The sequence below is a fragment of the Lentzea terrae genome (assembly GCF_003265345.1).
GTDB lineage: Bacteria > Actinomycetota > Actinomycetes > Mycobacteriales > Pseudonocardiaceae > Lentzea > Lentzea terrae.
The window spans coordinates 64,685-84,367 of sequence record NZ_QFWW01000021.1 but is presented as its reverse complement, the minus strand read 5'-3'; the positions used below and the strand labels follow the sequence as shown (position 1 = coordinate 84,367).

Genomic DNA, 19,683 nt, shown 5'->3' with positions numbered 1-19,683 from the left:
GAGCGAATCGATGACCTCCAGCGACGCCCGCAAACCCGCACGCCGGGACATCACCTTCACATCGGGAGGTGAGCGCTGCGCGGGCTGGCTCTACCGCACCGACCGAGACGAGCCCGCGCCGTGCGTCGTCATTGCCCACGGTCTGGCCGGGGTCAAGGAGATGCGCTTGGACGCCTACGCCGAGCGCTTCGCCATGGCCGGCTACCACGTGATCGTGTTCGACTACCGCCACTTCGGTGCCAGTGGAGGCACGCCCCGGCAACTGCTGGACATCCGACGCCAGCACGAGGACTGGGCGGCGGCGGTTCGCTTCGCTCGGAGCCTGCCCGAGGTCGACTCCGGACGGATCGCGTTGTGGGGGTCGTCGCTGTCCGGCGGCCACGTCCTCGCCGTGGCGGCGAAGCTGCGGGCGGCGGCCGTCATAGCGCAGGTTCCCCACGTCGACGGGCTCGCCTCCACGCTCGCGTTGGGACCGCGGCAGTCGCTCCGCCTGGCCGGGCACGGCGTGCTCGACGCTGGCCGCGCGCTACTGCACAGGTCTCCGCACTACGTGCCTGCGTCCGGACCGCCTGGTTCGCTCGCCCTCATGACCGCGCCCGAGGCCCAGGGGTACCTGGCGCTGGTGCCACCGGGCCTGTCGTTCGACCAGCGCGTCGCCGCCCGGTTCGCGCTGCGGGTCGGTCTGTACTCACCCAGGAAGGCGTTGCGCCGGCTGGAGATTCCCGCCTTGGTCCAAGTCGGCTCCAGCGACCGCACCACCCCGCCACTCGCGGCGATCAAGGCTGCTCGCCGCAACCCGAACGTCACCCTGGCCATCCACGAAACCGGGCACTTCGAGCCCTACACCGGGGAACTGTTCGAGACCTTCGTCGGCGAGCAAGCCGCCTTCCTCGACGGCGTTTTCGTCTGATCGCCCGACACCCACACCCACCCGCCGCGGAGGAAGCACCATGTCCCGCACCATCGTCATCACCGGCGCCGGCGCCGGAATCGGAGCGGAAGCCGCCCGGCGCTTCGCCCGCCAAGGCTGGATCGTGTGTGCCACCGATGTCAACGAAACCGCCCTGAAGGCGCTGCAAGGTGAACTCGGCGACAGGCACGCCTACAAGCGGATGGACGTCACCGACAAGGACGAAGTGAACCACGTGCTCGCCGCCTTCGCCCGCGCCCACGGCGGCGCGTTCGACGTCCTGCTCAACAACGCCGGTGTCGCCTTCATCGACAGGTTCGAGGACTTGACGCTCGAGCAGCACGAGCTGGTGCTGCGGGTCAACGTTCAAGGCGTCCTCAACTGCACCTACGCAGCCTTCCCGTATCTGGCCGCAGGTCGCGCAGCGAAGGTCGTGAACATGTGCTCGCGCGCGGCGGAGTACGGCGTGCCGAGCGAAGCGTCGTACTCGGCGAGCAAGTTCTTCGTCCGCGGCTTCACCGAGGCGATGAACATCGAGTGGGAGCGCCACGGCATCCACGTCTGCGACATCATGCCCAACTTCGTCGACACCCCGATGATGGCGGCCGCGGAAGGCGACATCGTCGACTCGATCGGCATCAACCTCACAGCGTCCGACGTGGCCGAGACCATCTTGCGCGCCGTGGACGACCGGACGCGCGTCCATTGGAGAGTCGACACCCGCAAGAACCACATCGTCATCGGCGTGCTCAACCGCACTCCGAGTCGCGTGCACCGGGCAGTGATGAAGCGGCTCTCCGGATTTTGAGTCCACGTTGTGGTCCGCGTGGTCGAAGCGCACGGGCGGGCACGACCACTCGGACCGGGAAGGGATGGCCGCGGCGATGACATCGCAAGTCAGGCGGATGCCGCGATGCTCCGTGTCGCCGCGGTGAACACGGCGGCGGAGTGTCCAACCGAAGTCGACGTGTCGTTCGACTCCGCTGAACCGTTCGTTCGCGACCGGCGGCAGTGCTGACCGACGTTCGATCCGACGAGACCACCGCCGCGGTGCCCCGGCTGTCGCTGGTCGCGACCGACGAGCTGCTGCCGCCCACCCGTCTGCTGTACGAGCCGATGGTGAGCTTCGTCGCCGCCGGCGCCAAGCGCACCGTCGCCAGCGCGCAGAGCTGGAGCGTGCCCGCCGGCCGGATGCTGCTCAACACGGTGCAACTGCCGGTCACCGCGGTCTTCGAGCAGGTGCCTTACCGCTCGGCGGTCCTGGCCCTGGACAAGCAGATCCTCACCGAACTGCTGCTGGAACTCGGGCCGACCGCGCCGCCCCCGGCCGTCGAACCGGCCTGGCGGGTCACGACCGACATGCCCGCTGAACTGATCGACGCCGTGACCCGTCTGGTGCGCCTGCTGGACACCCCCGACGACATCGGGGTCCTCGCGCCGCGGGTCGAAAGCGAGATCCTCTACCGACTGCTGACCGGCCCGCTCGGACCGGCGCTGCGCCAGACCGCGGCAGCGGCTGGCACCCGGATCCGCGCCGTCATCACCTGGCTCGGCGACCGCTTCGCCGAACCGGTGAGCATCGACCAGATCGCCGCCGAGGCCGGCGACCCTGCACCGCCACTTCAGTGCTGCCACCGGTTCAGGACATCAGCCGCCTGCGCGCCGACACCATGTCGAACGCCCCGGAGCCCCCACCGCACCGACCGAGGCGATCAACGGACGCCGCGAACACCTCCGCGGATCCGCCACCGAGTTCCGCAAGCTGACAACCAAGGCCCACAACGCGATCGTCTCCCCTGCGCGTGCCGCTGGACCGCGCCCGGTGGTTCCGCATCGTCAAGCGGCAGACTGCGCAGTACCCGCTCCTCGGCTGGTTGAACGGCGTTCGTTCGTGCGCGTCCTGGAAGTTCCCGCGGTGGTGGGTGCCGCTGGCACCGCGCTTGGTGCATGCGCGGTGCCAGCGGTTGTACCGAGGGGTCAGACGCTGGCTGCGGCGGAGCTGCCGACGGGGGTGAAGCGTGCCGGGACCGTGGCGAAGCCGAGGGTGCCGCCCTTGCGGGGGTATTCCACGACCTCCTCCTCGATGACCTGGAAATCCGGAAGACGCTCCAGGAGCTCTTCGAGGATGATCTTCAGCTCCAGGCGCGCAATGGGTGCGCCGAGGCAACGGTGCGGTCCGGAACCGAAGGCGATGTGGTCTCGGATGTTGTCGCGGTCGAACTTCGCCGTGAGAGGGTCCTCGAACTTGCGCGGGTCGCGGTTGGCAGCCGAGTTGAGCAGCAGGACGCGCTGACCTTCCTTGAACTCGTAGCCGAAGAAGTCGGTGTCTCGCGCGACGGTGCGTGCGATCCCGAGGCCCGGGGTGAACAGGCGAAGGAACTCCTCGATCGCGGCCGGGATCAGGTCGGGGTTGCGGCGCAGATTCTCCCGCTCCTCGGGATGGGCGCTGAGCCACTGGACCGCGTGCAGGAAGGTCGTCGCGGTGGTGTCGGTGGACCCGAACGTCAGACCGTTGAGGATGGTCTGGGCCTCAACGGGTTGGACCGGGTCGTCGAAGATGGTGCCCTTCATCAAGGCACTCGCAACGTCGTCCTGGGGGTCGTCTTTGCGCTTGGTGACGAGCTCGAGGATCTGACCCTGCATGGATCGGAACAGGTCCATGGGGAACTCAGGCGACGACGCCGGGTGAAGCAGCATCTGGTTCACCGTGTCGGAGAGCGTCCTCCAGTCCGGCGTGCCCTTGCCGATCAGCTCCGATGCCATCTTCACCGGGATGACGTGCGCGATGTTGGCGGCGAAGTCGATCCGGCCGGTGGCCTGGACCGACTCGATGGCCTCGACGGTGTGCTTGCGGATGAAGTCCTCGTGGGAGCGGGTGGCCTTCGGGGTGAAGAAGGGTGCCTCCAGGCGCCGGATCTGCGAGTGCATCGGGCCGTCGCACTCGGTAGGCACGAAGCGTGACGGCTGCTCCGGGATCGAGAGTCCGGTGCGGGGCGTCCGGTCCTCCGGGTACAGGCCGACGTCGCGCTTCGCGAACGGGTCGCCCTCGACGCCGTCGTGAAGGGAGGAGAAGGTCTCCCAGTCGGAGTAGGCGGTGTTGCATTCCTCGTAGCCGGCGATGACCCAGAAGCCGCCGTATGCGGTGTTCCACACGATCGGCGTCTCCGACGCGTAGCGGTTCAAGCGATCCGTGACTTCTGCGAGGGAAACCGGGGCGTTGTGGTCCCAGTTCTCGGTCGGCGCCTGTGTGGCGGTCTTGGCGGTGTCGCTGGCGGTGGTCATGCTGTGTCCTGCTTTCCGTGGTGGGTAGCTGGCCGCTTCGAGTCGGCGGGATGTTCAGGGGTCGCGCACCGCCGCCGCGTCATCAGGCCCTTCCTGCGGCGGTGTTCTGCGCATCTCGCTCACTGAGCGCGCCCGTCGAGGCCCGATTGGCGCGGACGCTTGAGGCCGACAGCTGCGAACAGAGAAGTCGTCGAGGCACACCTCGTTGACCGGTGACCTCTGTTTGAGGAAGCTGCTGCGTCTCGTTCGGGCTTCCGCGCGTCGGGTTGTGCGTCGCTCGCCGCGAGACGGGCGGCGAAAAGGGACGCCTTGATCGTCCACGTCGGACGGACGTGTCCACCGGTGGTGTGGGCGACATCCGTGGATGTGTGCACGCTTGGATGCGGCGAGCACGCTCGATGCCGGTTTCCAGCAGGCGGGTCATCGCGAGACCAGCGTGTAGGTCGACGAGAGGTACTCGGCGATGCCCTCCACTCCGCCTTCGCGGCCCAGCCCGGAGTTCTTGAGCCCGCCGAACGGTGCGGCCGCATTCGAGACGACGCCGGTGTTGATCCCGAGCATGCCGGTCTCGAGGCGATTGATGAGTCGGTGTGCTCGTTTGATGTCGCGGGTGTATGCGTAGGCGACCAAGCCGTATTCGGTGCTGTTGGCGGCCGCCACGGCCTCGTCCTCGGTGTCGAAAGTGCTGATGGCCAGCACGGGTCCGAAGATCTCGTTGCGCATCAGCTCTGAGTCGACGGGGACGTTGTCGACGACGGTCGGCGCGAAGAACGAGCCGGGTCCCTCGACCGGCGACCCGCCTGCCCGGATGCGCGCCCCCCGTGTCCGCGCATCCGCCAGGAGCTTCTCGGTGTTCTCGACGGCGCGGTCGCTGATGAGCGGGCCGATGGACACACCCGGCACGGTTCCGGCGCCGACCTTGAGGGCCTCGACAGCCGCAACCACCTGAGTGGTGAACCGCTCGGCAAGCGATGAGTGCACGAAGAACCGGTTCGCGGCGGTACATGCCTGGCCGACGTTGCGGAACTTGGCGATCATCGCACCTTCGACGGCGGCGTCGAGATCGGCGTCCTCGAACACCAGGAACGGGGCGTTGCCGCCGAGCTCCATCGAGGTGCGCAGGACGTGCTGGGCAGACTGCGCGATGAGCTGCCTGCCGACTGGGGTGGATCCGGTGAAGCTGACCTTGCGCAGACGCGGGTCGGACATGAGCGCGTCCGAGACTGCGGCTGGGTTGGTGGTGGTGACGACGTTGACGACCCCGGCGGGGACGCCCGCGTTCGCGAGCACTGAGCACAGGAGCACGGTCGTGAGCGGCGTCAGGTCGGCAGGCTTGACCACCATCGTGCAGCCGGCTGCCAGCGCGGGCGCGATCTTTCGGGCGGCCATCGCCAGCGGGAAGTTCCACGGCGTCACCAGATAGCAGGGGCCGACCGGACGGTGACTGACGATGACCTCGCCGGTGCCTTCAGGGTTCGGGCCGTACCGACCGGCGATGCGTGGGGCCTCCTCGCTGAACCAGCGGAAGAACTCCGCGCCGTATGCGACTTCACTGCGGGACTCGCTGAGCGGCTTGCCGGCCTCGGCGGTGATCACGGCAGCGAACTCATCGGCGCGGGCGACGATCTCGTCGTAGACGCGGCGCAGGATCTCGGCGCGGGCCCGCGCCGGTACCTGCGACCACGCCGCAGCCGCATCGGCGGCAGCGTCCAGGGCAGCCGTCGCATCCCGGCCGTCGGCGTTGGCACATTCCGCGATGGGGGCACCGGTGGCCGGGTCGCACACCTCGAAGGTCTGCTCCGTGGCGGCCGGGAGCCATTCGCCGCCGATCCACAGCTTGGACGACCGCGGAAGCATTGAGGTTGGAGCAGGGGTCAGGGTGGTCACGCCACGGCCTCCTCGGACACGGCGTCGGGGTCCTCGACCTCGGCTGTGCCCTCCACAGTTGGGTTCACGGGGATGTCGGAGCCGCCACCCGGGGTGCTGTCGGGAGCGCTCCGGGCTCTGGTCGCGGCAACCGAGGCGTTGGTGAAGTCGGCGATGAGGGACTTCAACGGGATGCTCGGGTCGTGAGCACGAGTGGGGTCGATCGTGCGGCCGGCCGCGATGGCGGACTTGGCCGCTAGAAAGTCGGCGGGGCGGTTGATGCACTCAACGGCGACCAGCCGGTCGGTCTCGTAGTGGAGGACGGTGGCCGCCGTCGATGCAGTCTCGCGACGCAGCAGAGTCGTGGCCGTTGCCGGCACGATGCCGGCCACTTGCAGCTTGAAGTCGAACTGGTCGGACCAGAACCAGGGCGCGCTGGTCCAGGGCTGCGGCCTTCCGACGATGGTGGCGGCGGCGACCTTGGCTTGCTCGGTGGCGGCGTTGACGGACTCGAACCGCGTGGCACCGTGACCGGTGCCGTCGGCGGGCCACACGGTGCAGTCGCCGGCAGCGACGGTGACGCCGTCGGAGGTCAGAGCGTGGCCGTCGACGACGATGCCACCGCGGACGTCGAGGCCGAGCTGCTCAGCCAGCTCCGTGCGGGGCTGCGCGCCGACTCCGACGACGACCACCTGTGCCGGAAGGACGCGTCCGTCGGCGAGCTGGACACCGCCCACGCGTCCGGTTCCGTCGTCGAGGAACGCGACCGGCATGGCCTGGGTGCTGATGTCGATGCCGTGACTCTGGTGCAGGGCGTGGAAACGGCTGCTGACAAAGGGGCTGACCGCGCGGGACATGATTCGGTCGTCGGCGAGGACGACGCTGACCTCGCAGCCGAGTCGTCGAGCCGTCGCTGCCACCTCGAGGCCGATGAAGCCGCCGCCGATGACCACGGTGCGCGGCGTGGATACCAGAGCCTGGCGCAGGCGGTCGGCGTCGGCGCTGTCACGCAGGTAGTGGATGCCGGCCAGAGCGGCGCCGGGGAGGTCAAGTCGGCGGGGCCGGGCTCCCGTGGTCAGCGCGAGGCGGGCGAAAGGCAGCCGGCGTCCCGTTTCGGTGCTCGCGAACCGGTGGCCATCGGCCGTGACGGTGACAGTGGCGACCTTCTCCCCGAGGACGAGCTCGATGCTCTTCTCTGCGAAGAACGCCTCGGACCGCAGCGCGAGGTCAGCGGGGACGATGCCGTCGTGTAGCGCCTTCTTCGACAGCGGCGGCCGCTGATAGGGCAGGTGCGGCTCGGCGCCAACCAGCGTGATGGGCTTCGACCAGCCCAGATCGCGAAGTGATGCAGCGAGCTGCACGCCGGCCTGGCAGGCGCCGACGATGAGGACGCCCTCAGCGTGGGCGTCGTCCACAGCTTCGGGGCTGAGGTGGATGGTCATGAGAGTGGGCCTCCGGGTGAGGGGGCAGAGCGATTCGGTGCTGTGTCCGCACCGTCGAGCCGGCGGTGGTCGGCAGGTTGAGAGCGATCGGGGCGAGCTCCAGCCCTTCGGGGTACATGCCTTGGAAGTAGTCGGCTCCTTCGGTGGTCAGCACGCAGCGCAGCGAGCCGTCAGGCCTGTGGGCGTTGTGGTCGGCGCTGGTCGGGCTGGGTGGAGCCGCCTCCGGACCGACGCTTGCGAGCCGGAGGCGGGTCTCCGGGGCACCTGGTTCCGCAGTCTCGACGAGCGCGTCGCCGGGGCCGTCGCTCCGGTGGGCGTCGACCGCGGCAATGCGGATGGTCAGCGTGCCGTCCGCCTCGATGCGCGGGTCGGCGAACAGCAGCTGAAGGAACCCTCCGTGGGCAGTGAGGGCCACCTCGCCGGCAAAGGCCGCCGGGCTGGTTCCGCCTGGGCCGGAGACGTCGTCGTCGAACGGAAACAGAAACTCGCCGTCTGCGTTGACCTCGACGTTCGAGCTGACCCAGACTTGACCGTCCGCAGTGCCCTGGACGTAGGCGATCAAGGAGTCCTTGATCGCCCACGCCAGGCAGCGACGTTCGTCAGCCGACGGCGACGGCGCTTTTGGAGCGGTACTCACGGATACCACGCTCGAGCTGCGGGAGGATCGCGTCGCGGAACCCGATCGGGTCGTCGGTCGGGGCGAAGTGGCTCAAGCCCTCGAGCATGATGTACTCCACGCCCGGGAACCGCTCGGCGACCGCGGGTCCTCCGTGCTCGGGGTCGTTGGAGACCGGGTCGTACTCGCCGGCGATCAGGTAGACCGGGTGCCGGTCGGTGTCGAAGGCGGGCTGGCCCTTGGTGAGGTCGTGGCCGGTCAGGAAGTAGTCGTTGTCGCCGGCGTAGACGCCGGGGAAGTTCGAGCGGTAGATGAAGTAGATCTCGCGCCGGTACGGCTCCGGACCGAGCGGTGAGGTCGCGGAGAAGTTGCCGGTCGCGTAGAGCTCGGTGGAGACCCGGTTGTCGCGGCACAGGTCGTTGAAGCCGAGGGTGTACTCGTCGTTGCGGCCGCAGTCGAGGGTTCCGTTGAGCGCGAAGAAGGCTCCGAACCGGTCACCGCGGTAGGCGGCGAGGTCGAGTGCGAGCTGACCACCGACCGAGCAGCCCATGAAGTGGGGGGCGTCGAGGTTCAGGGCGTCGGCGAAGGCGACGACGAAGTCCCAGTACCACTCCGGCTCGGGGAGGTAGGGCTGCTCCCACCAGCGCTGGGTGGTCGGCGGGAGCGACCGGCCGTGGAACGGGAGGTCGTAGGCGATGAGGCGGTAGCGCGACTGCAACTCGGGATCAGCGAGCTGGTGGCGCCACTGGCGGCCGTCGCAGCCGGCGGTGTGCTGGAGCAGGATCACCTCCTCGCCCGCGCCGGACTCCTCGTAGTAGACGCGGTAGGTGACGTCGTGGACGGTGACGTAGATGTAACGGCCGACCGCGTTGTCGGTCTCGGCGAACAGGGGCTTGTCGTCGGAGAGCGCGACCTCGGCGGCTCCGGCGGCGAATCGGAGCAGCTGGTAGATGCGGGCCTGCGCGCCGGCGTAGGGGGCGGTGTCGGTGAACAGGTCACCGGTGGCGTAGGCCCCTCGACCGGCGGCGAGGAAGAAGGACTCGGTGCCGGGGACGGGGCGCGGCTTGACCGCGTCCTCAAGCACGTCGGCCGGCACCACGATCGCGATCCGTGCGTCGCCGTCGGAGGCAGGCTCGACGGATGCCACGGTGCTGTCATCGACGGCGAGATCGAGGGTGATGTCGGCGACGGTGATGCGGATGCGGCCGGTGAACCCCTTCAGCTTGTACTTGAGCTCCTTGTCGTTCTGGAACAGCGGCGCGAGTCGATCCAGGCTGAGCTGGTCGAGGTTGAGTGGCATTGCTTTCTCCCTTGCATTGGTGCCGGCCATCGGTTCGTTGCTGGCCGTCGCCACGGCGATGTAGGTGGTGGTGGCAGGCGGCTGCTCGCATCGAGGCGTCCCAGTCGCAAGCCGTGTCGCGGTACGTCGGGGCTACTCCTGCATCGACGGCGTGGTCACGTGAAGGTCGCGGGAGCACTTCTCCGGGAAGATCTGGCAGCTCAGGCGCGACGTGTCGGCGCGGTCGACGGCGGTGCCGTCGAGCATCTCGTCCTCCATGTCGGACATCGGCTCGAGCATGTCGATGTCGTCGGAGTCGACGAAGACGTGGCAGGTCGCGCAGGACAGAACGCCGCCGCAGTCGCCGACGATGCCGGGGATGCCGTTGCGCGTCGCGAGGGTCATGACGGACTCGCCGGGCGCCGCTTCGAGCGTTCGAGCGGTCCCGTCAGCGTCGGTGTAGATCACGGAGGTCATGGCGATTCCTTCGGGTTTTTCAGCGGGGGTGCGGCTCGTCACACCGTTGCAGAACGTGGCAGACTCTGCCATGTTGCGTGTTACTGACACAATACCTCCCTGAAAACGATCCGAGCGAAGGAGCAGGAATGGACGCGACTCTCGCCGCGCAGCGCACGACGATCCGCGACGCGGTCTCCGAGGTGACCACCGAGGTTCTCGCGGAGAGCCTCGCGACGGCACGGGCCGTCTCCGCAACCGCGGCGCAGTGGCTCACCGAGCGCGTACACCTTGGCGAGCCGGCCTTCAGCGCAGAGCGGAACTCCTGGTGGCGCATGCCGTGGGCGCTCACGTTGAGCGGGCACCGCGACGTCGCCGCCGGCATCCTGGCGTGGGCCGACCGGGTCGCCCTCACCGATGACGGCGACCTGCGGCCTGGTCCCTACCGGGTCGACGAGGTTCGCACGCCCGTCTACCAGCTGACCCACCTCGCGCTCGCAGCGCACTTGACCGACCGCTACGACCTGTCCTCGAGGCTGTACGCCAAGGTCCTCGACTTCTGGAACCACAACGAGGGCGGCGCCTTCGTCTATCGGGATCAGCGCGACGGCGAGACCGACTGGCTGATGACCGCACAGGTCGGCCTCGTCGCCATCGCAGTCGGCGACAACACCGTCCGTGACCAGACCTTCGACTGGTTCCGGCAGATGTGGCAGTGGCAGACCGACCTGGACTCTCTCAAGCTCGTCACCGGTCGCAACGAACGCGGCCTGAACGCCCAGCAGCCCGCGGACCTTCCGTTCAACATCAACGTCGTCGACTTCACTCAGCCGCGACAGATGTACTTCCAGCCCGGCGCCGCCGCCGCGTTCCTGGCGCAGCATGCCGCCCAAGCCGGCTCCCAGGAGGCCATCGACATCGCCCGAGGCCTCATGTGGCTGAACATCGACGGCACGCTGGCCCAGCTGACCGACGAGACAAGCGTGCACGTTTGCAAGTTCCCGTGGGGCGCGGCCGAGCTCTGTGCACTCGACACCCAGTTCGACTGGGCGCCGTATCTCGTGCTCCTCAACGACTGGTTCCGCGACCGACAGGACAGCGACGGCTCCTGGGCCCCGTCAGCCTTCACCCTCGCCGGACCGGCCGAAGACGTCGACCGCATGTGGAAGACTGCCGAGCATCTGATGGAGGTCGAGAAGATCGCCGCAGCACTGTCGGCGCGCCTCGCCTCGGCACGGTAGGCACCGCAGCCCTGGAAGGGAGAGAGAGAACACTGTCTCGTCAGCCAAAGCTTCGCGAGCGGCAACGGACACGCGTTCGCGAGGACATCAGGGATGCCGCCTACGACCTGCTCCTCCAACACGGCGACGACGTCTCGGTCGGCGACATTGCCGAGAGGTCCGGAGTCTCGGAACGCACGTTCTACCGCTACTTCCCGACCCGCGAGGACGCGCTGCTCGACTGGATCGACGCAGTAGCAACCACCGTTCACCCGCGGGTGCGCAACCACCCCGCAGGCGAGTCCCTCATCGCGGCGCTTCAAGAGGCCATCGTGGCCTCGATCGACCTGCGCGGCAACGCCATCAACGCGATGCGCACAGTGTTCTCCTCCCCCCGGCTGTTCAACGCCTACTCCGAGCACCAGCGACGCTGGGTGGCTGAAGTCGCCGAAGTCATCGCCGAGAGGATCGGAACCAGTACTACCTCCGACCATCGGCCTCATCTCTGGTCGACGATCACGTTCGCCATCGCCACCAGCGTGAGCTACCGAGTCGCCATGGACGAGCAGCCCGAGAGCCTCGCCGAGGCCATGCGCGAGGCGTTCGGACAGGCAGCAGAACTGTTCGACCCTTCGCTCGACATTGGCGAAGTTCCCAGCGAAACCGACTAGGTCGGGTGGCCCAGGGGAATCTCGCCCCTGGGCTCCCACAGATCCAGGCGTAGCCGCAGGACGAGCGCCTTGATCACCCGACCCACAGCCCGGTCGGACCGATGCGATGACTGTGTCCCTGTCGGGCACATCTTCTTCTCCCAGCCGGATGATCACCGAACGGACGGTGTCGTGGTGTGCGTCCCGGCGGGGCAGCGGCGGAGGACTCAGATGATTCCGTTGCGGACCAGGGTGTTCGCCGCTTCGAGCTTCGTGATCTCCTCGGTGGTGAGTTCGAGTTCGAGACCGGCGACGGCGTCGTCGACATGGCGTTCCTTCGTGGCACCCACAATCGGCGCGGCCACCGGGGATTTGTTCGCCACCCAGGACACCGCGACCTGTGCCATCGGCACCCCGCGAGCCTCGGCGACTTCCTGCACAGCGGTTACGACCCGCTTGTGCGATTCCTCGTCACGGGTATACAGCTGTGGAGCCAGTGTGTCGTTGGCTTCACGCCCGGACCCTTCCGAGCCCCACGGCCGGGTGAGCCGTCCGCGCGCGAGCGAGCTCCAGGGCAGAATTCCCATGCCTGTGGCTTCGGCATAGGGCGCGACCTCGCGTTCCAGATCCCGCGCCAGCAAGTTGTAGTGCAGCTGATTCGACACGAACTTGGTCCACCCGTGCCGGTCTGCCGCGTTCTGCATGAGCGCGAGCTGCCACAACAGAAGATTGGATGCGCCGATATAGCGAGCTTTGCCGGCCTTGACCACATCGTGCAGTGCTTCCATCGTCTCTTCGATCGGTGTGTTCGGATCGAAAGCATGGATTTGATACAGGTCGACGTAGTCGGTACCGAGGCGGCGCAGCGAGGCGTCGATCTCGTGCATGATGGCGACCCGGCTCAGGCCGGAGCCGTTGCGAGACGGGCGCTGATGCGCGTACACCTTCGTCGCGATCTGGAACTCTTCGCGCGGACCCAGCTCCCTGGTCAGCGTGCCCAGGATTTCCTCACTCGTGCCGCTGGAATATGCGTTGGATGTGTCGAAGGTCGTGATACCCGCCTCGTAGGCGCGGCGGACGAACGGACGGGCCTCATCGAGGCCGATGGTCCACGACGGGTACCCCTGCTCGGGGTCGCCGTAGGTCATCATGCCCAGGATGAGGCCGCTCATCTCCAGGCCGCTCTTGCCGAGTCGGACAGTTTTCACCTGCTGATTCCTTTCATGTGCGTTCAGTTCGTGTGGATTCGGTTGCTCGGGATCGGCTGCCACTGCCGTGCGCCCTGCTTGTCACGGATGATGCGGCCGCCCTGGGTCCCCGGGAAATGTGCGCCAAGACCGATAGCTCCGGTACGTTCCATTTCCTCTGCAAGCCGGTCGCGGGCCCTGGCCGCCGCGGCGCGATCTTTGTCCAGGCGGTCGGTCCACCCGTCCTCGACGAGGAGTGCGGGGTGATGCGCGGTGTCCCCCAGTAGCAATACTCGTGCTTCGCCGGTCTCGATCTCGACGAGGCAGTTGCCGGGCGTATGACCGGCGAACAGCCGCAGCGCGACCGAATCCGCGATCTCCGTTCGCTCCTCCTCGGCTAATTCGAGAAGGTCGGAAACGGCACGGATGGTTTCGGTCACCTGGGCCGTGGCAGGGTTGCTGCCGGGATCGCCACGCATCCAGTCGTAATCAGCGCGGTGGCAGTGGTGCCGGGCGTGAGTGAAGATCGGTTCACCCACGGGAGCGACCCAGCCGACGTGGTCCAAGTGCAGGTGGGTGAGCACGACATCGGTGATCTGCTCGGGTGCGGCGCCGAGATCGGCGAGCGAGTCGAACAGCTTTCCGCGCGTTTCGACGACATCGATGTTCGGTCCCAGTCCCGCGTCGACCAGGATTGTCCGGTCTCCCGAACGCAGCAGGAAACCGCCCATCGGCATGATCCAGCCCGCACCGTCGAACCACGGCGGCGCGGTCTGCCAATTTTGGCTCGCGCCGGGCGGCGGCTCGAAGAATTCGCCCGGCGGTACTGGATGCTGAGCATCGAATACGGGATCAATGCTGGTGACGAACACAGGGTCCTCCTCGGCTTTATATAGGGCAGATGTCCGCTGTCCGGCACGGCGGTGTACATGGCCGCGGCACCCCAGCCGAATTTGCAGATCTGCACCGAATCGGGATCGTCGAACTGCGCTGCGGTGCGCCGCTACTTCATCGCGCCATTCCCGCGGAGGATGCGGGTACGGCGTCCTGCCAGCGGGCACGCAGGGCGATGGACCGCCGCCAGGCCAGGACGCCCTTGGGTGACATGCCGACGGACAGGACGCCGGTGAGTCGGTCCGCGGTGCGGTAGACGGCGGTGAACTTGCGTTCTTCCAGGCTGCCTTCGGCGATCCGCATCTCGTCGTGGCCGCGCAGGTGGCCGTAGGCGCGGATCTTCAGGTCGTACTGGTCGGACCAGAAGTAGGGAACGGGCGCGAACGGCCGCTGGGCGCCCAGGAGGTTGCGGGCGGCGGCCACGCCCTGCTCGGTGGCGTTGGTGCGGTGCTCGATCCGCATCGACGTGCCGAACAGCGGGTTGTGCCAGCGGGCCACGTCACCTGCGCCGTACACCCCGGGTGCGGCGGCGCAGAACTCGTCGCAGACCAGCCCGTCGTCGAGGGTGAGGCCGCTGCTGGTCAGCCATTCGGTGTTGGGGCGGGAGCCGACGGCCACCAGCACCGTGTCCGCCTCGACCACACTGCCGTCGTCGAGGCGGACGCCGCCGGGAACGACCTCACTGACCCCGGTCCCGGTGCGCAGGTCCACGCCGTGGTCGAGGTGGACCTGGGCGAGGACGCGGCCGACGTCCTCGCCGACCGCGTGGGCCAGCGGGACGGGCGCGGGTTCGAGAAGGGTCACGCGGGTGCCCAGGTCGGCCGCCACCGACGCGGCCTCGGCGCCGAGGAATCCGGCGCCGACCACGGCCAGTGTGCGACCGAGGCCCAGGCGGTCCTTGAGGGCGAGGGCGTCGTCCAGGGTGCGCAGGACGTGGGCGGGCGTGCCGGGCAGCACGCGGGGACGGACCCCGGTGGCCACGATCAGTCCGTCGTACGGCACTTCCGTACCGTCGGCGAGCAGCACGGTGCTCTCGGAGATGTTGACGCCGGTGGCCTCGCAGCCGTAACGGGCGTCCAGATCGAGGACGTCGAGATCGGCCGGAGCGCGCAGGGGTAGCCGGTCGGGGCTCCAGCCGGAGAGGATCTCCTTCGACAGGGGCGGGCGGTCGTAGGGGGCGGTGGGTTCGTCGCCGATGAGGGTGATGGTGCCGGTGTAGCCCTCCCCGCGGAGGGTTTCGGCGGCGGCGAGGCCGGCGGCGGAGGCGCCGACGACGATCACGCGGCCGGTCGGGGCCACGCTCACGCCTCCTCCAGGCGGATAGCGGCCGCGGGGCAGACGGTCGCGGATTCGCGAACCGCGTCGTGGAGTTCGGCCGGCGGGTTCTCGTTGAGGAGGACGACCAGGCCGTCCTCGTCGCGCTGGTCGAAGACGTCGGGGGCGAGCAGTACGCATTGGCCCGAGGCGACGCACCTGGGGACGTCGACTTCTACGTGCATGACGATTCTTCCCTGTTCTCGGTGGTGGGGATCAGGTGGTTGCGGTCACCAGGCGACGGGCAGTTCGACGACGCCGTAGACGACGGTGTCCTGCTTGAAGGCGATCTCGTCCATCGGTACGGCGATCTTCAACTCGGGCAGCCGGCGAAAGATCTCGGGCAGCACGATCTGGAGTTCGGCGCGGGCGAGCGGCTGGCCGAGGCACTGGTGGATGCCGTAGCCGAAGGCGAGGTGCTGGCGGGCGTTGGCGCGGTCCAGATCGAGGTCGTCGGGAGCGGTGAAGAGTTCCGGATCGCGGTTGGCGACGTGGATGGGGACGATCACGCCCTCGCCCGCGCGGATGGTGACGCCGTCGATGGTGACGTCCTCGACGGCGGTTCGGCGCAGCCCGCCGTGCACGATCGAGACGTAGCGCAGAAGCTCCTCGACCGCGCCCGCGACCTGCTCTTGCCCGCCGAGGATGTGCGGAATCTGGTCGGGATGGGCGAGGAGGGTGATGGTGCTCAGCGCGATCATGTTCGCGGTCGTCTCGTGTCCGGCGATCAACAGGAAGGCACCCAGGTCGGCGGCGTCCTGGTCGGTGATGACGCCCTCGTCCGCCTGCACGGCGAGCCGGGTGATCACGTCGTTCCCCGGCTCGGCGCGCTTGGTCTCCACGAGTCCCAGCAGATACTCGGAGACGCTCGCCAACGCCTGCGTGCTCTCCTGCGCCGTGGCGTTGAAGTCGACGATGGCCTTCGAGTGCTCCTGGAAGAACCCGTGGTCCTCGTACGGCACACCGAGCAGCTCGCAGATGACCAGGGACGGCAGCGGCAGCGCGAAGTGCTCCACGAAGTCGGCGGGACCGCTCAGCTCGGTCAGGTCGGTGAGGAGCTCATCGGTCAGGCGGGCGATGGCCGGGCGCAGCTCGTTGATGCGCTTGACCATGAACTCCCGGGTCAGGGTGCGCCGCATCATCGCGTGAACGGGGTCGTCCTGGTTGAGGAAGAACCCCCGTCGGCCCTGCGGGGTGTCTTTCCTGAAGGTGGGTGCGCCGGCATGGGTCGGATCGGCGCTGAACGCCGGGCTGCCCAGCACGGCGCGGGCGTCCTCCCACCGGGTCACCAACCAGGGGCTGAGCTGCCCCTCCCACAGGGAGACGCGGGAAATGGGCTGCTTCGCACGGAGTTTGGCGTACAGCGGCGAGGGATCCAGAGGGGCGTCCTGCGGGCGGACGAGCGTGAACGCGGGAACCGTTGGAGACGACGTCATGACTGTGCCCTTCCTTCATCGGCTAACACTGTTAGTCGAACAGAAGTTAGACTAACAGTGTTAGCCGATGAGTGGGAAGTTCCTGTGTCGGCCGGCACGAAGCACCGACCGTTGGAGGCGGGGTGCACCAAGGGCCGTAGGCTGCTGCGGGCGGTGAGGAGGAGGCGATGAAGTCGCAGGTCAAGCGGGTCCCCAACGCGCGGGGTGAAGGCGAGCGGCTGCGGCAGGAGATCCTCGGCGCGGCGACCCGCATCCTGGAGGAGACGGGACGCGAGGACGCTCTCTCCCTTCGCGGGGTTGCCCGCGAGGTCGGCATTTCCGCACCCAGCGTCTACCGGCACTTCAAGAACAAGGCAGACCTGGTGACCACCGTCCTCGACGTCACCTACCGCGCGCTGGCCGTCGCGATGAGCGAGGCCGGCGAGTCGGCCGCCGCGGCAGGCGCGGACCCGTGGGAGCGCGTGCGGGCCATCGTCACCGCCTACCGCAGGTTCGCCATCGACAAGCCCCGCCGCTACCGGCTGATGTTCAGCCTGGAGTACGAGCCCGACCGGCCACCGACCACCGGCCACCCCATCGGCACCATGCTCCAGGCGTGGACCGACACGACTGACGCCTACCTCGCCGAAGTGGCCCCCAGCCGACGGTCGGAGGCGCAGGACCTGGGCGTCCACCTGTGGACCGCCCTGCACGGCCAACTCGTCCTGTGGCACACCCTGCCGAGCGCCGCCGCCGGCAACGAAACCATCCTGATCGAGCTGGAGGAGTCCTTGCTGCGACGCCTGCTCCCGGCACCGGAGGCTCCGAGCACCGCTGAGTGACAGGTCAGGACGGCTCCCCGCTCCCGGAAGGTGGACGAGGGTGCCCGATCGTGTGCCGCTCGAAACGTCATCGCCGCACCTCACGCGGCATACCTGTACTCGTCGATGACTCCGCCGAGGATCCGGGTGCGTTACCTGATCATTCGCGACGTCGAACAGCGTCTCGCAATCCGATGGACCGCATGAGCGAGCCGGTCGAGATCCCGCGACGGCCCGTTCAGACTCGGGCGACGGCTGCGGTTCGGAGGGCGTCGGGGGTGGTTCCGGTCCAGGTGCGGAAGGCGCGGTAGAAGGAGTTGGTGTCGTCGTAGCCGAGCAGGTAGGCGATTTCGGCGATGCGCATGGTGCTGTTGCCGAGGTAGTGGCGGGCCAGGTTTTCGCGGGTCGTGGCGAGGATTTCCTGGAAGCTGGTTCCTTCGAGCTTCAGTTGTCGTTGCAGGGTGCGGCTGCTGACGGCGAGGTGACGGGTGACCGCGATCATGGAGCTTCCACCGGCGGGAAGTGTTTCGTGCAGCGCGGCCCGCACCCGCTCGGCGACGCTGGCCGTCGCCTGCAGGTCGGACAGACGCCTGCGGAGTTCCGGGGCGAAGAACCGCCAGAGTTGCTCGTTCTCGGTGAGGAACGGGCGGCTCGCGTCGCCGAGCGCGAAGGTGATCGCGTGCGTCTGTCCCTTGTGGACTTCTACGCCGAGGTAGTCGTCGAGGCCGGCATGCTCGGCAGGGAGCCAGGGATCGACGGCCCGGACCGGTCGGATGTCGTGGCGGGTCGCGATCCGGGCCAGGGCGACCCAGAACACCATCTCGACGGCGGCCAGCAGGGGCGGCGGGGGCGTGTCCGGCGGCCACCGGAAGCTGATCGTCAAGCCTTCTTCGTCGTTGTCGAGCCTCAGGTGCAGGGGCCCGACGAGGGGCTTGTGGGTGGCGATGCGCTCGGCTGCGGTCCGCAGGTCGGGGCTGCACAGGGCGGCGAAGATCGGCGGGTTGAACATCTCGACCGAGATCGACCGGCCGATCGCGACAGCCAGGTCCGGATCACCGCTCTCGGCGTCGAGTGCCTCCCACAGCCGGAAGTACTCCGCGAGTGGGAGTTCGACCGGGCCACGGCCGAACAGGTCGGCAGGCAGCTGGGCGCGCCGGAGCACCTGGGCGGGCGACAAGCCGAGGTCCTTCAGCAGGGCTTTGATGCTGGGATCCAGGGTGAACCGTCCGGTGCTCACGACGCGAGCGTAACGGCCGTCAGCATGCCTGACACCAGCAGATGCCGCCACTCCTCTCGCAAATCGCGCCACCGAAAACTGGCGTCATACGCAAGTGAGTTGGCGCGCCGCGCTAGTGCCAGGCCACAGATCCACTTCTAGCGTTCACGGCGAAAGGTCACCACGCCCGCTGAAAGGATCACCACCATGACCACCAAGGTCGCACTCGTCACCGGAGCCTCCTCAGGTATCGGCGAGGCCACCGCGCTCAGGCTGCGCGAGGCCGGCTACACCGTCTACGGCGCGGCGCGGCGTGTGGAGCGCATGCAACACCTGACCGAGCTGGGGATCCGGCTGCTGGCCATGGATGTCACCGACGACTCCTCCATGCGGGACGGCGTCGAGAAGATCATCGCCGACAACGGTCGGCTCGACGTCCTCGTCAACAACGCCGGCTACGGTTCCTACGGCGCCGTCGAGGACGTACCCCTGCAGGAGGCCAGGGAACAGTTCGAGGTCAACGTGTTCGGCGCGGCGCGCCTGACCCAGCTGGTCCTGCCGCACATGCGCGCGCAGCGCTCGGGAACCATCGTCAACATCACCTCGGTGGGCGGCCGCATGTGCACCTCGTTGGGAGCCTGGTACCACGCCACGAAGTTCGCGCTGGAAGCGCTCAGCGACTGCCTGCGCATGGAGCTCAAGCCCTTCGGGATCGACGTCGTGGTGATCGAACCGGGCGGGGTCAAGTCCGAGTGGGGCGGCATCGCCGCGCAGAAGGTCCGCGCCGCCTCCGGCACCGGCCCGTACGCCCCGCAGGCCAACGCCGTGGCCGACTCGCTCAGTTCGGAGGCCAATGAACGCCGCATGTCGTCGCCGGACTTGATCGCCAAGACGATCGTCAAGTCCGTCCGGGCACGCCGGCCCAAGACGCGTTACGCCGTCGGCTTCGGCGCCAAGCCCATGATCTTCCTGCACAACACGCTGCCCAACCGCACCTTCGACGCGTTCATGCGCCGCGCCACCGGCGTGCCCGCGAAGTACGTGCCCGCGAACACCTGACGTGACGGTCGTGAGGACCGCGCTGGTCACCGGCGCGCCGGAGGTGTCGGCGAAGC

At 68.2% G+C, this 19,683-nt stretch carries 18 protein-coding genes and 1 pseudogene; 7 read left to right on the top strand and 12 right to left on the bottom strand.

Annotated features, from left to right (window positions below; translation table 11 throughout):
- Positions 1-10: 10 nt before the first annotated feature.
- The 3 genes and pseudogenes from DI276_RS25735 to DI276_RS52350 form a co-directional block, all read left to right on the top strand.
- The gene (locus DI276_RS25735; protein ID WP_112267814.1) at positions 11-910 is read left to right on the top strand and encodes an alpha/beta hydrolase; all 900 of its coding nucleotides are present in this window, start codon (positions 11-13) and stop codon (positions 908-910) included.
- A gap of 40 nt (positions 911-950) precedes the next feature.
- The gene (locus DI276_RS25730) at positions 951-1,718 is read left to right on the top strand and encodes an SDR family oxidoreductase (protein ID WP_112267812.1); all 768 of its coding nucleotides are present in this window, start codon (positions 951-953) and stop codon (positions 1,716-1,718) included.
- A gap of 203 nt (positions 1,719-1,921) precedes the next feature.
- A pseudogene (locus DI276_RS52350) lies at positions 1,922-2,389 on the top strand (AraC family transcriptional regulator); the annotation flags it as partial.
- Positions 2,390-2,887: 498 nt separating this feature from the next.
- Here DI276_RS52350 and DI276_RS25720 read toward each other — a convergent pair.
- The 6 genes from DI276_RS25720 to DI276_RS25695 form a co-directional block, all read right to left on the bottom strand.
- Positions 2,888-4,192, bottom strand: a complete 1,305-nt coding sequence (locus DI276_RS25720) for a cytochrome P450 (protein ID WP_112267808.1) — start codon at positions 4,190-4,192, stop codon at positions 2,888-2,890.
- Positions 4,193-4,612: 420 nt separating this feature from the next.
- The gene (locus tag DI276_RS25715) at positions 4,613-6,049 is read right to left on the bottom strand and encodes an NAD-dependent succinate-semialdehyde dehydrogenase (RefSeq protein ID WP_112267806.1); all 1,437 of its coding nucleotides are present in this window, start codon (positions 6,047-6,049) and stop codon (positions 4,613-4,615) included.
- Positions 6,050-6,075: 26 nt separating this feature from the next.
- Positions 6,076-7,500, bottom strand: a complete 1,425-nt coding sequence (locus DI276_RS25710) for an NAD(P)/FAD-dependent oxidoreductase (protein ID WP_112267804.1) — start codon at positions 7,498-7,500, stop codon at positions 6,076-6,078.
- Entirely contained in the window at positions 7,454-8,137 is a 684-nt protein-coding gene (locus tag DI276_RS25705) for an HtaA domain-containing protein (RefSeq protein WP_269814302.1), read from the bottom strand. The genes DI276_RS25710 and DI276_RS25705 overlap by 47 nt, the downstream gene beginning before the upstream one ends.
- On the bottom strand, positions 8,100-9,416 hold the full coding sequence (locus DI276_RS25700; protein ID WP_112267802.1) for an alpha/beta fold hydrolase: 1,317 nt from the start codon (positions 9,414-9,416) through the stop codon (positions 8,100-8,102). The genes DI276_RS25705 and DI276_RS25700 overlap by 38 nt, the downstream gene beginning before the upstream one ends.
- A gap of 132 nt (positions 9,417-9,548) precedes the next feature.
- Complete coding sequence (locus tag DI276_RS25695) at positions 9,549-9,872, bottom strand: 2Fe-2S iron-sulfur cluster-binding protein (protein ID WP_112267800.1); 324 nt, start codon at positions 9,870-9,872, stop codon at positions 9,549-9,551.
- 128 nt (positions 9,873-10,000) lie between these two features.
- Here DI276_RS25695 and DI276_RS50205 point away from each other — a divergent pair, with 128 nt between their 5' ends.
- Together DI276_RS50205 and DI276_RS50200 are read left to right on the top strand one after the other, a co-directional pair.
- A complete protein-coding gene (locus DI276_RS50205; protein ID WP_157984932.1) occupies positions 10,001-11,092 on the top strand; it encodes a hypothetical protein in 1,092 nt (363 codons plus the stop codon).
- Positions 11,014-11,742: a TetR family transcriptional regulator gene (locus DI276_RS50200; protein ID WP_157984931.1), complete on the top strand. Its 729-nt coding sequence runs from the start codon at positions 11,014-11,016 to the stop codon at positions 11,740-11,742. Before DI276_RS50205 ends, DI276_RS50200 begins: the two co-directional genes overlap by 79 nt.
- Positions 11,743-11,948: 206 nt before the next feature.
- On the opposite strand, the gene DI276_RS25685 is transcribed toward DI276_RS50200, so the two are convergent.
- The 5 genes from DI276_RS25685 to DI276_RS25665 all read right to left on the bottom strand — a co-directional run bounded on the left by DI276_RS25685 (position 11,949) and on the right by DI276_RS25665 (position 16,552).
- Positions 11,949-12,992: an aldo/keto reductase gene (locus DI276_RS25685; protein WP_232836909.1), complete on the bottom strand. Its 1,044-nt coding sequence runs from the start codon at positions 12,990-12,992 to the stop codon at positions 11,949-11,951.
- Positions 12,953-13,780: an MBL fold metallo-hydrolase gene (locus tag DI276_RS25680; protein WP_112267796.1), complete on the bottom strand. Its 828-nt coding sequence runs from the start codon at positions 13,778-13,780 to the stop codon at positions 12,953-12,955. Before DI276_RS25680 ends, DI276_RS25685 begins: the two co-directional genes overlap by 40 nt.
- Before the next feature lie 136 nt (positions 13,781-13,916).
- On the bottom strand, positions 13,917-15,107 hold the full coding sequence (locus tag DI276_RS25675; protein ID WP_198680897.1) for an NAD(P)/FAD-dependent oxidoreductase: 1,191 nt from the start codon (positions 15,105-15,107) through the stop codon (positions 13,917-13,919).
- Positions 15,104-15,301, bottom strand: a complete 198-nt coding sequence (locus DI276_RS25670; protein WP_112267794.1) for a ferredoxin — start codon at positions 15,299-15,301, stop codon at positions 15,104-15,106. Before DI276_RS25670 ends, DI276_RS25675 begins: the two co-directional genes overlap by 4 nt.
- A gap of 45 nt (positions 15,302-15,346) precedes the next feature.
- Positions 15,347-16,552 carry a cytochrome P450 gene (locus DI276_RS25665; protein ID WP_112267792.1) on the bottom strand — a complete coding sequence of 402 codons (1,206 nt, stop codon included), beginning with the start codon at positions 16,550-16,552 and terminating at the stop codon, positions 15,347-15,349.
- A 167-nt stretch (positions 16,553-16,719) separates the two neighbouring features.
- On the opposite strand from DI276_RS25665, the gene DI276_RS25660 reads away from it, so the two are divergent.
- Positions 16,720-17,373 (top strand): TetR/AcrR family transcriptional regulator, encoded by a 654-nt coding sequence (locus DI276_RS25660; RefSeq protein WP_112267790.1) that lies wholly within the window; start codon positions 16,720-16,722, stop codon positions 17,371-17,373.
- 217 nt (positions 17,374-17,590) lie between these two features.
- Here the strand turns inward: DI276_RS25660 and DI276_RS25655 are convergent, their stop codons facing one another.
- Positions 17,591-18,589, bottom strand: coding sequence for an AraC family transcriptional regulator (locus DI276_RS25655; RefSeq protein WP_112267788.1), 999 nt, complete (start codon positions 18,587-18,589; stop codon positions 17,591-17,593).
- 186 nt (positions 18,590-18,775) lie between these two features.
- On the opposite strand from DI276_RS25655, the gene DI276_RS25650 reads away from it, so the two are divergent.
- The gene (locus DI276_RS25650; protein WP_112267786.1) at positions 18,776-19,627 is read left to right on the top strand and encodes an oxidoreductase; all 852 of its coding nucleotides are present in this window, start codon (positions 18,776-18,778) and stop codon (positions 19,625-19,627) included.
- Positions 19,628-19,683: the final 56 nt, after the last annotated feature.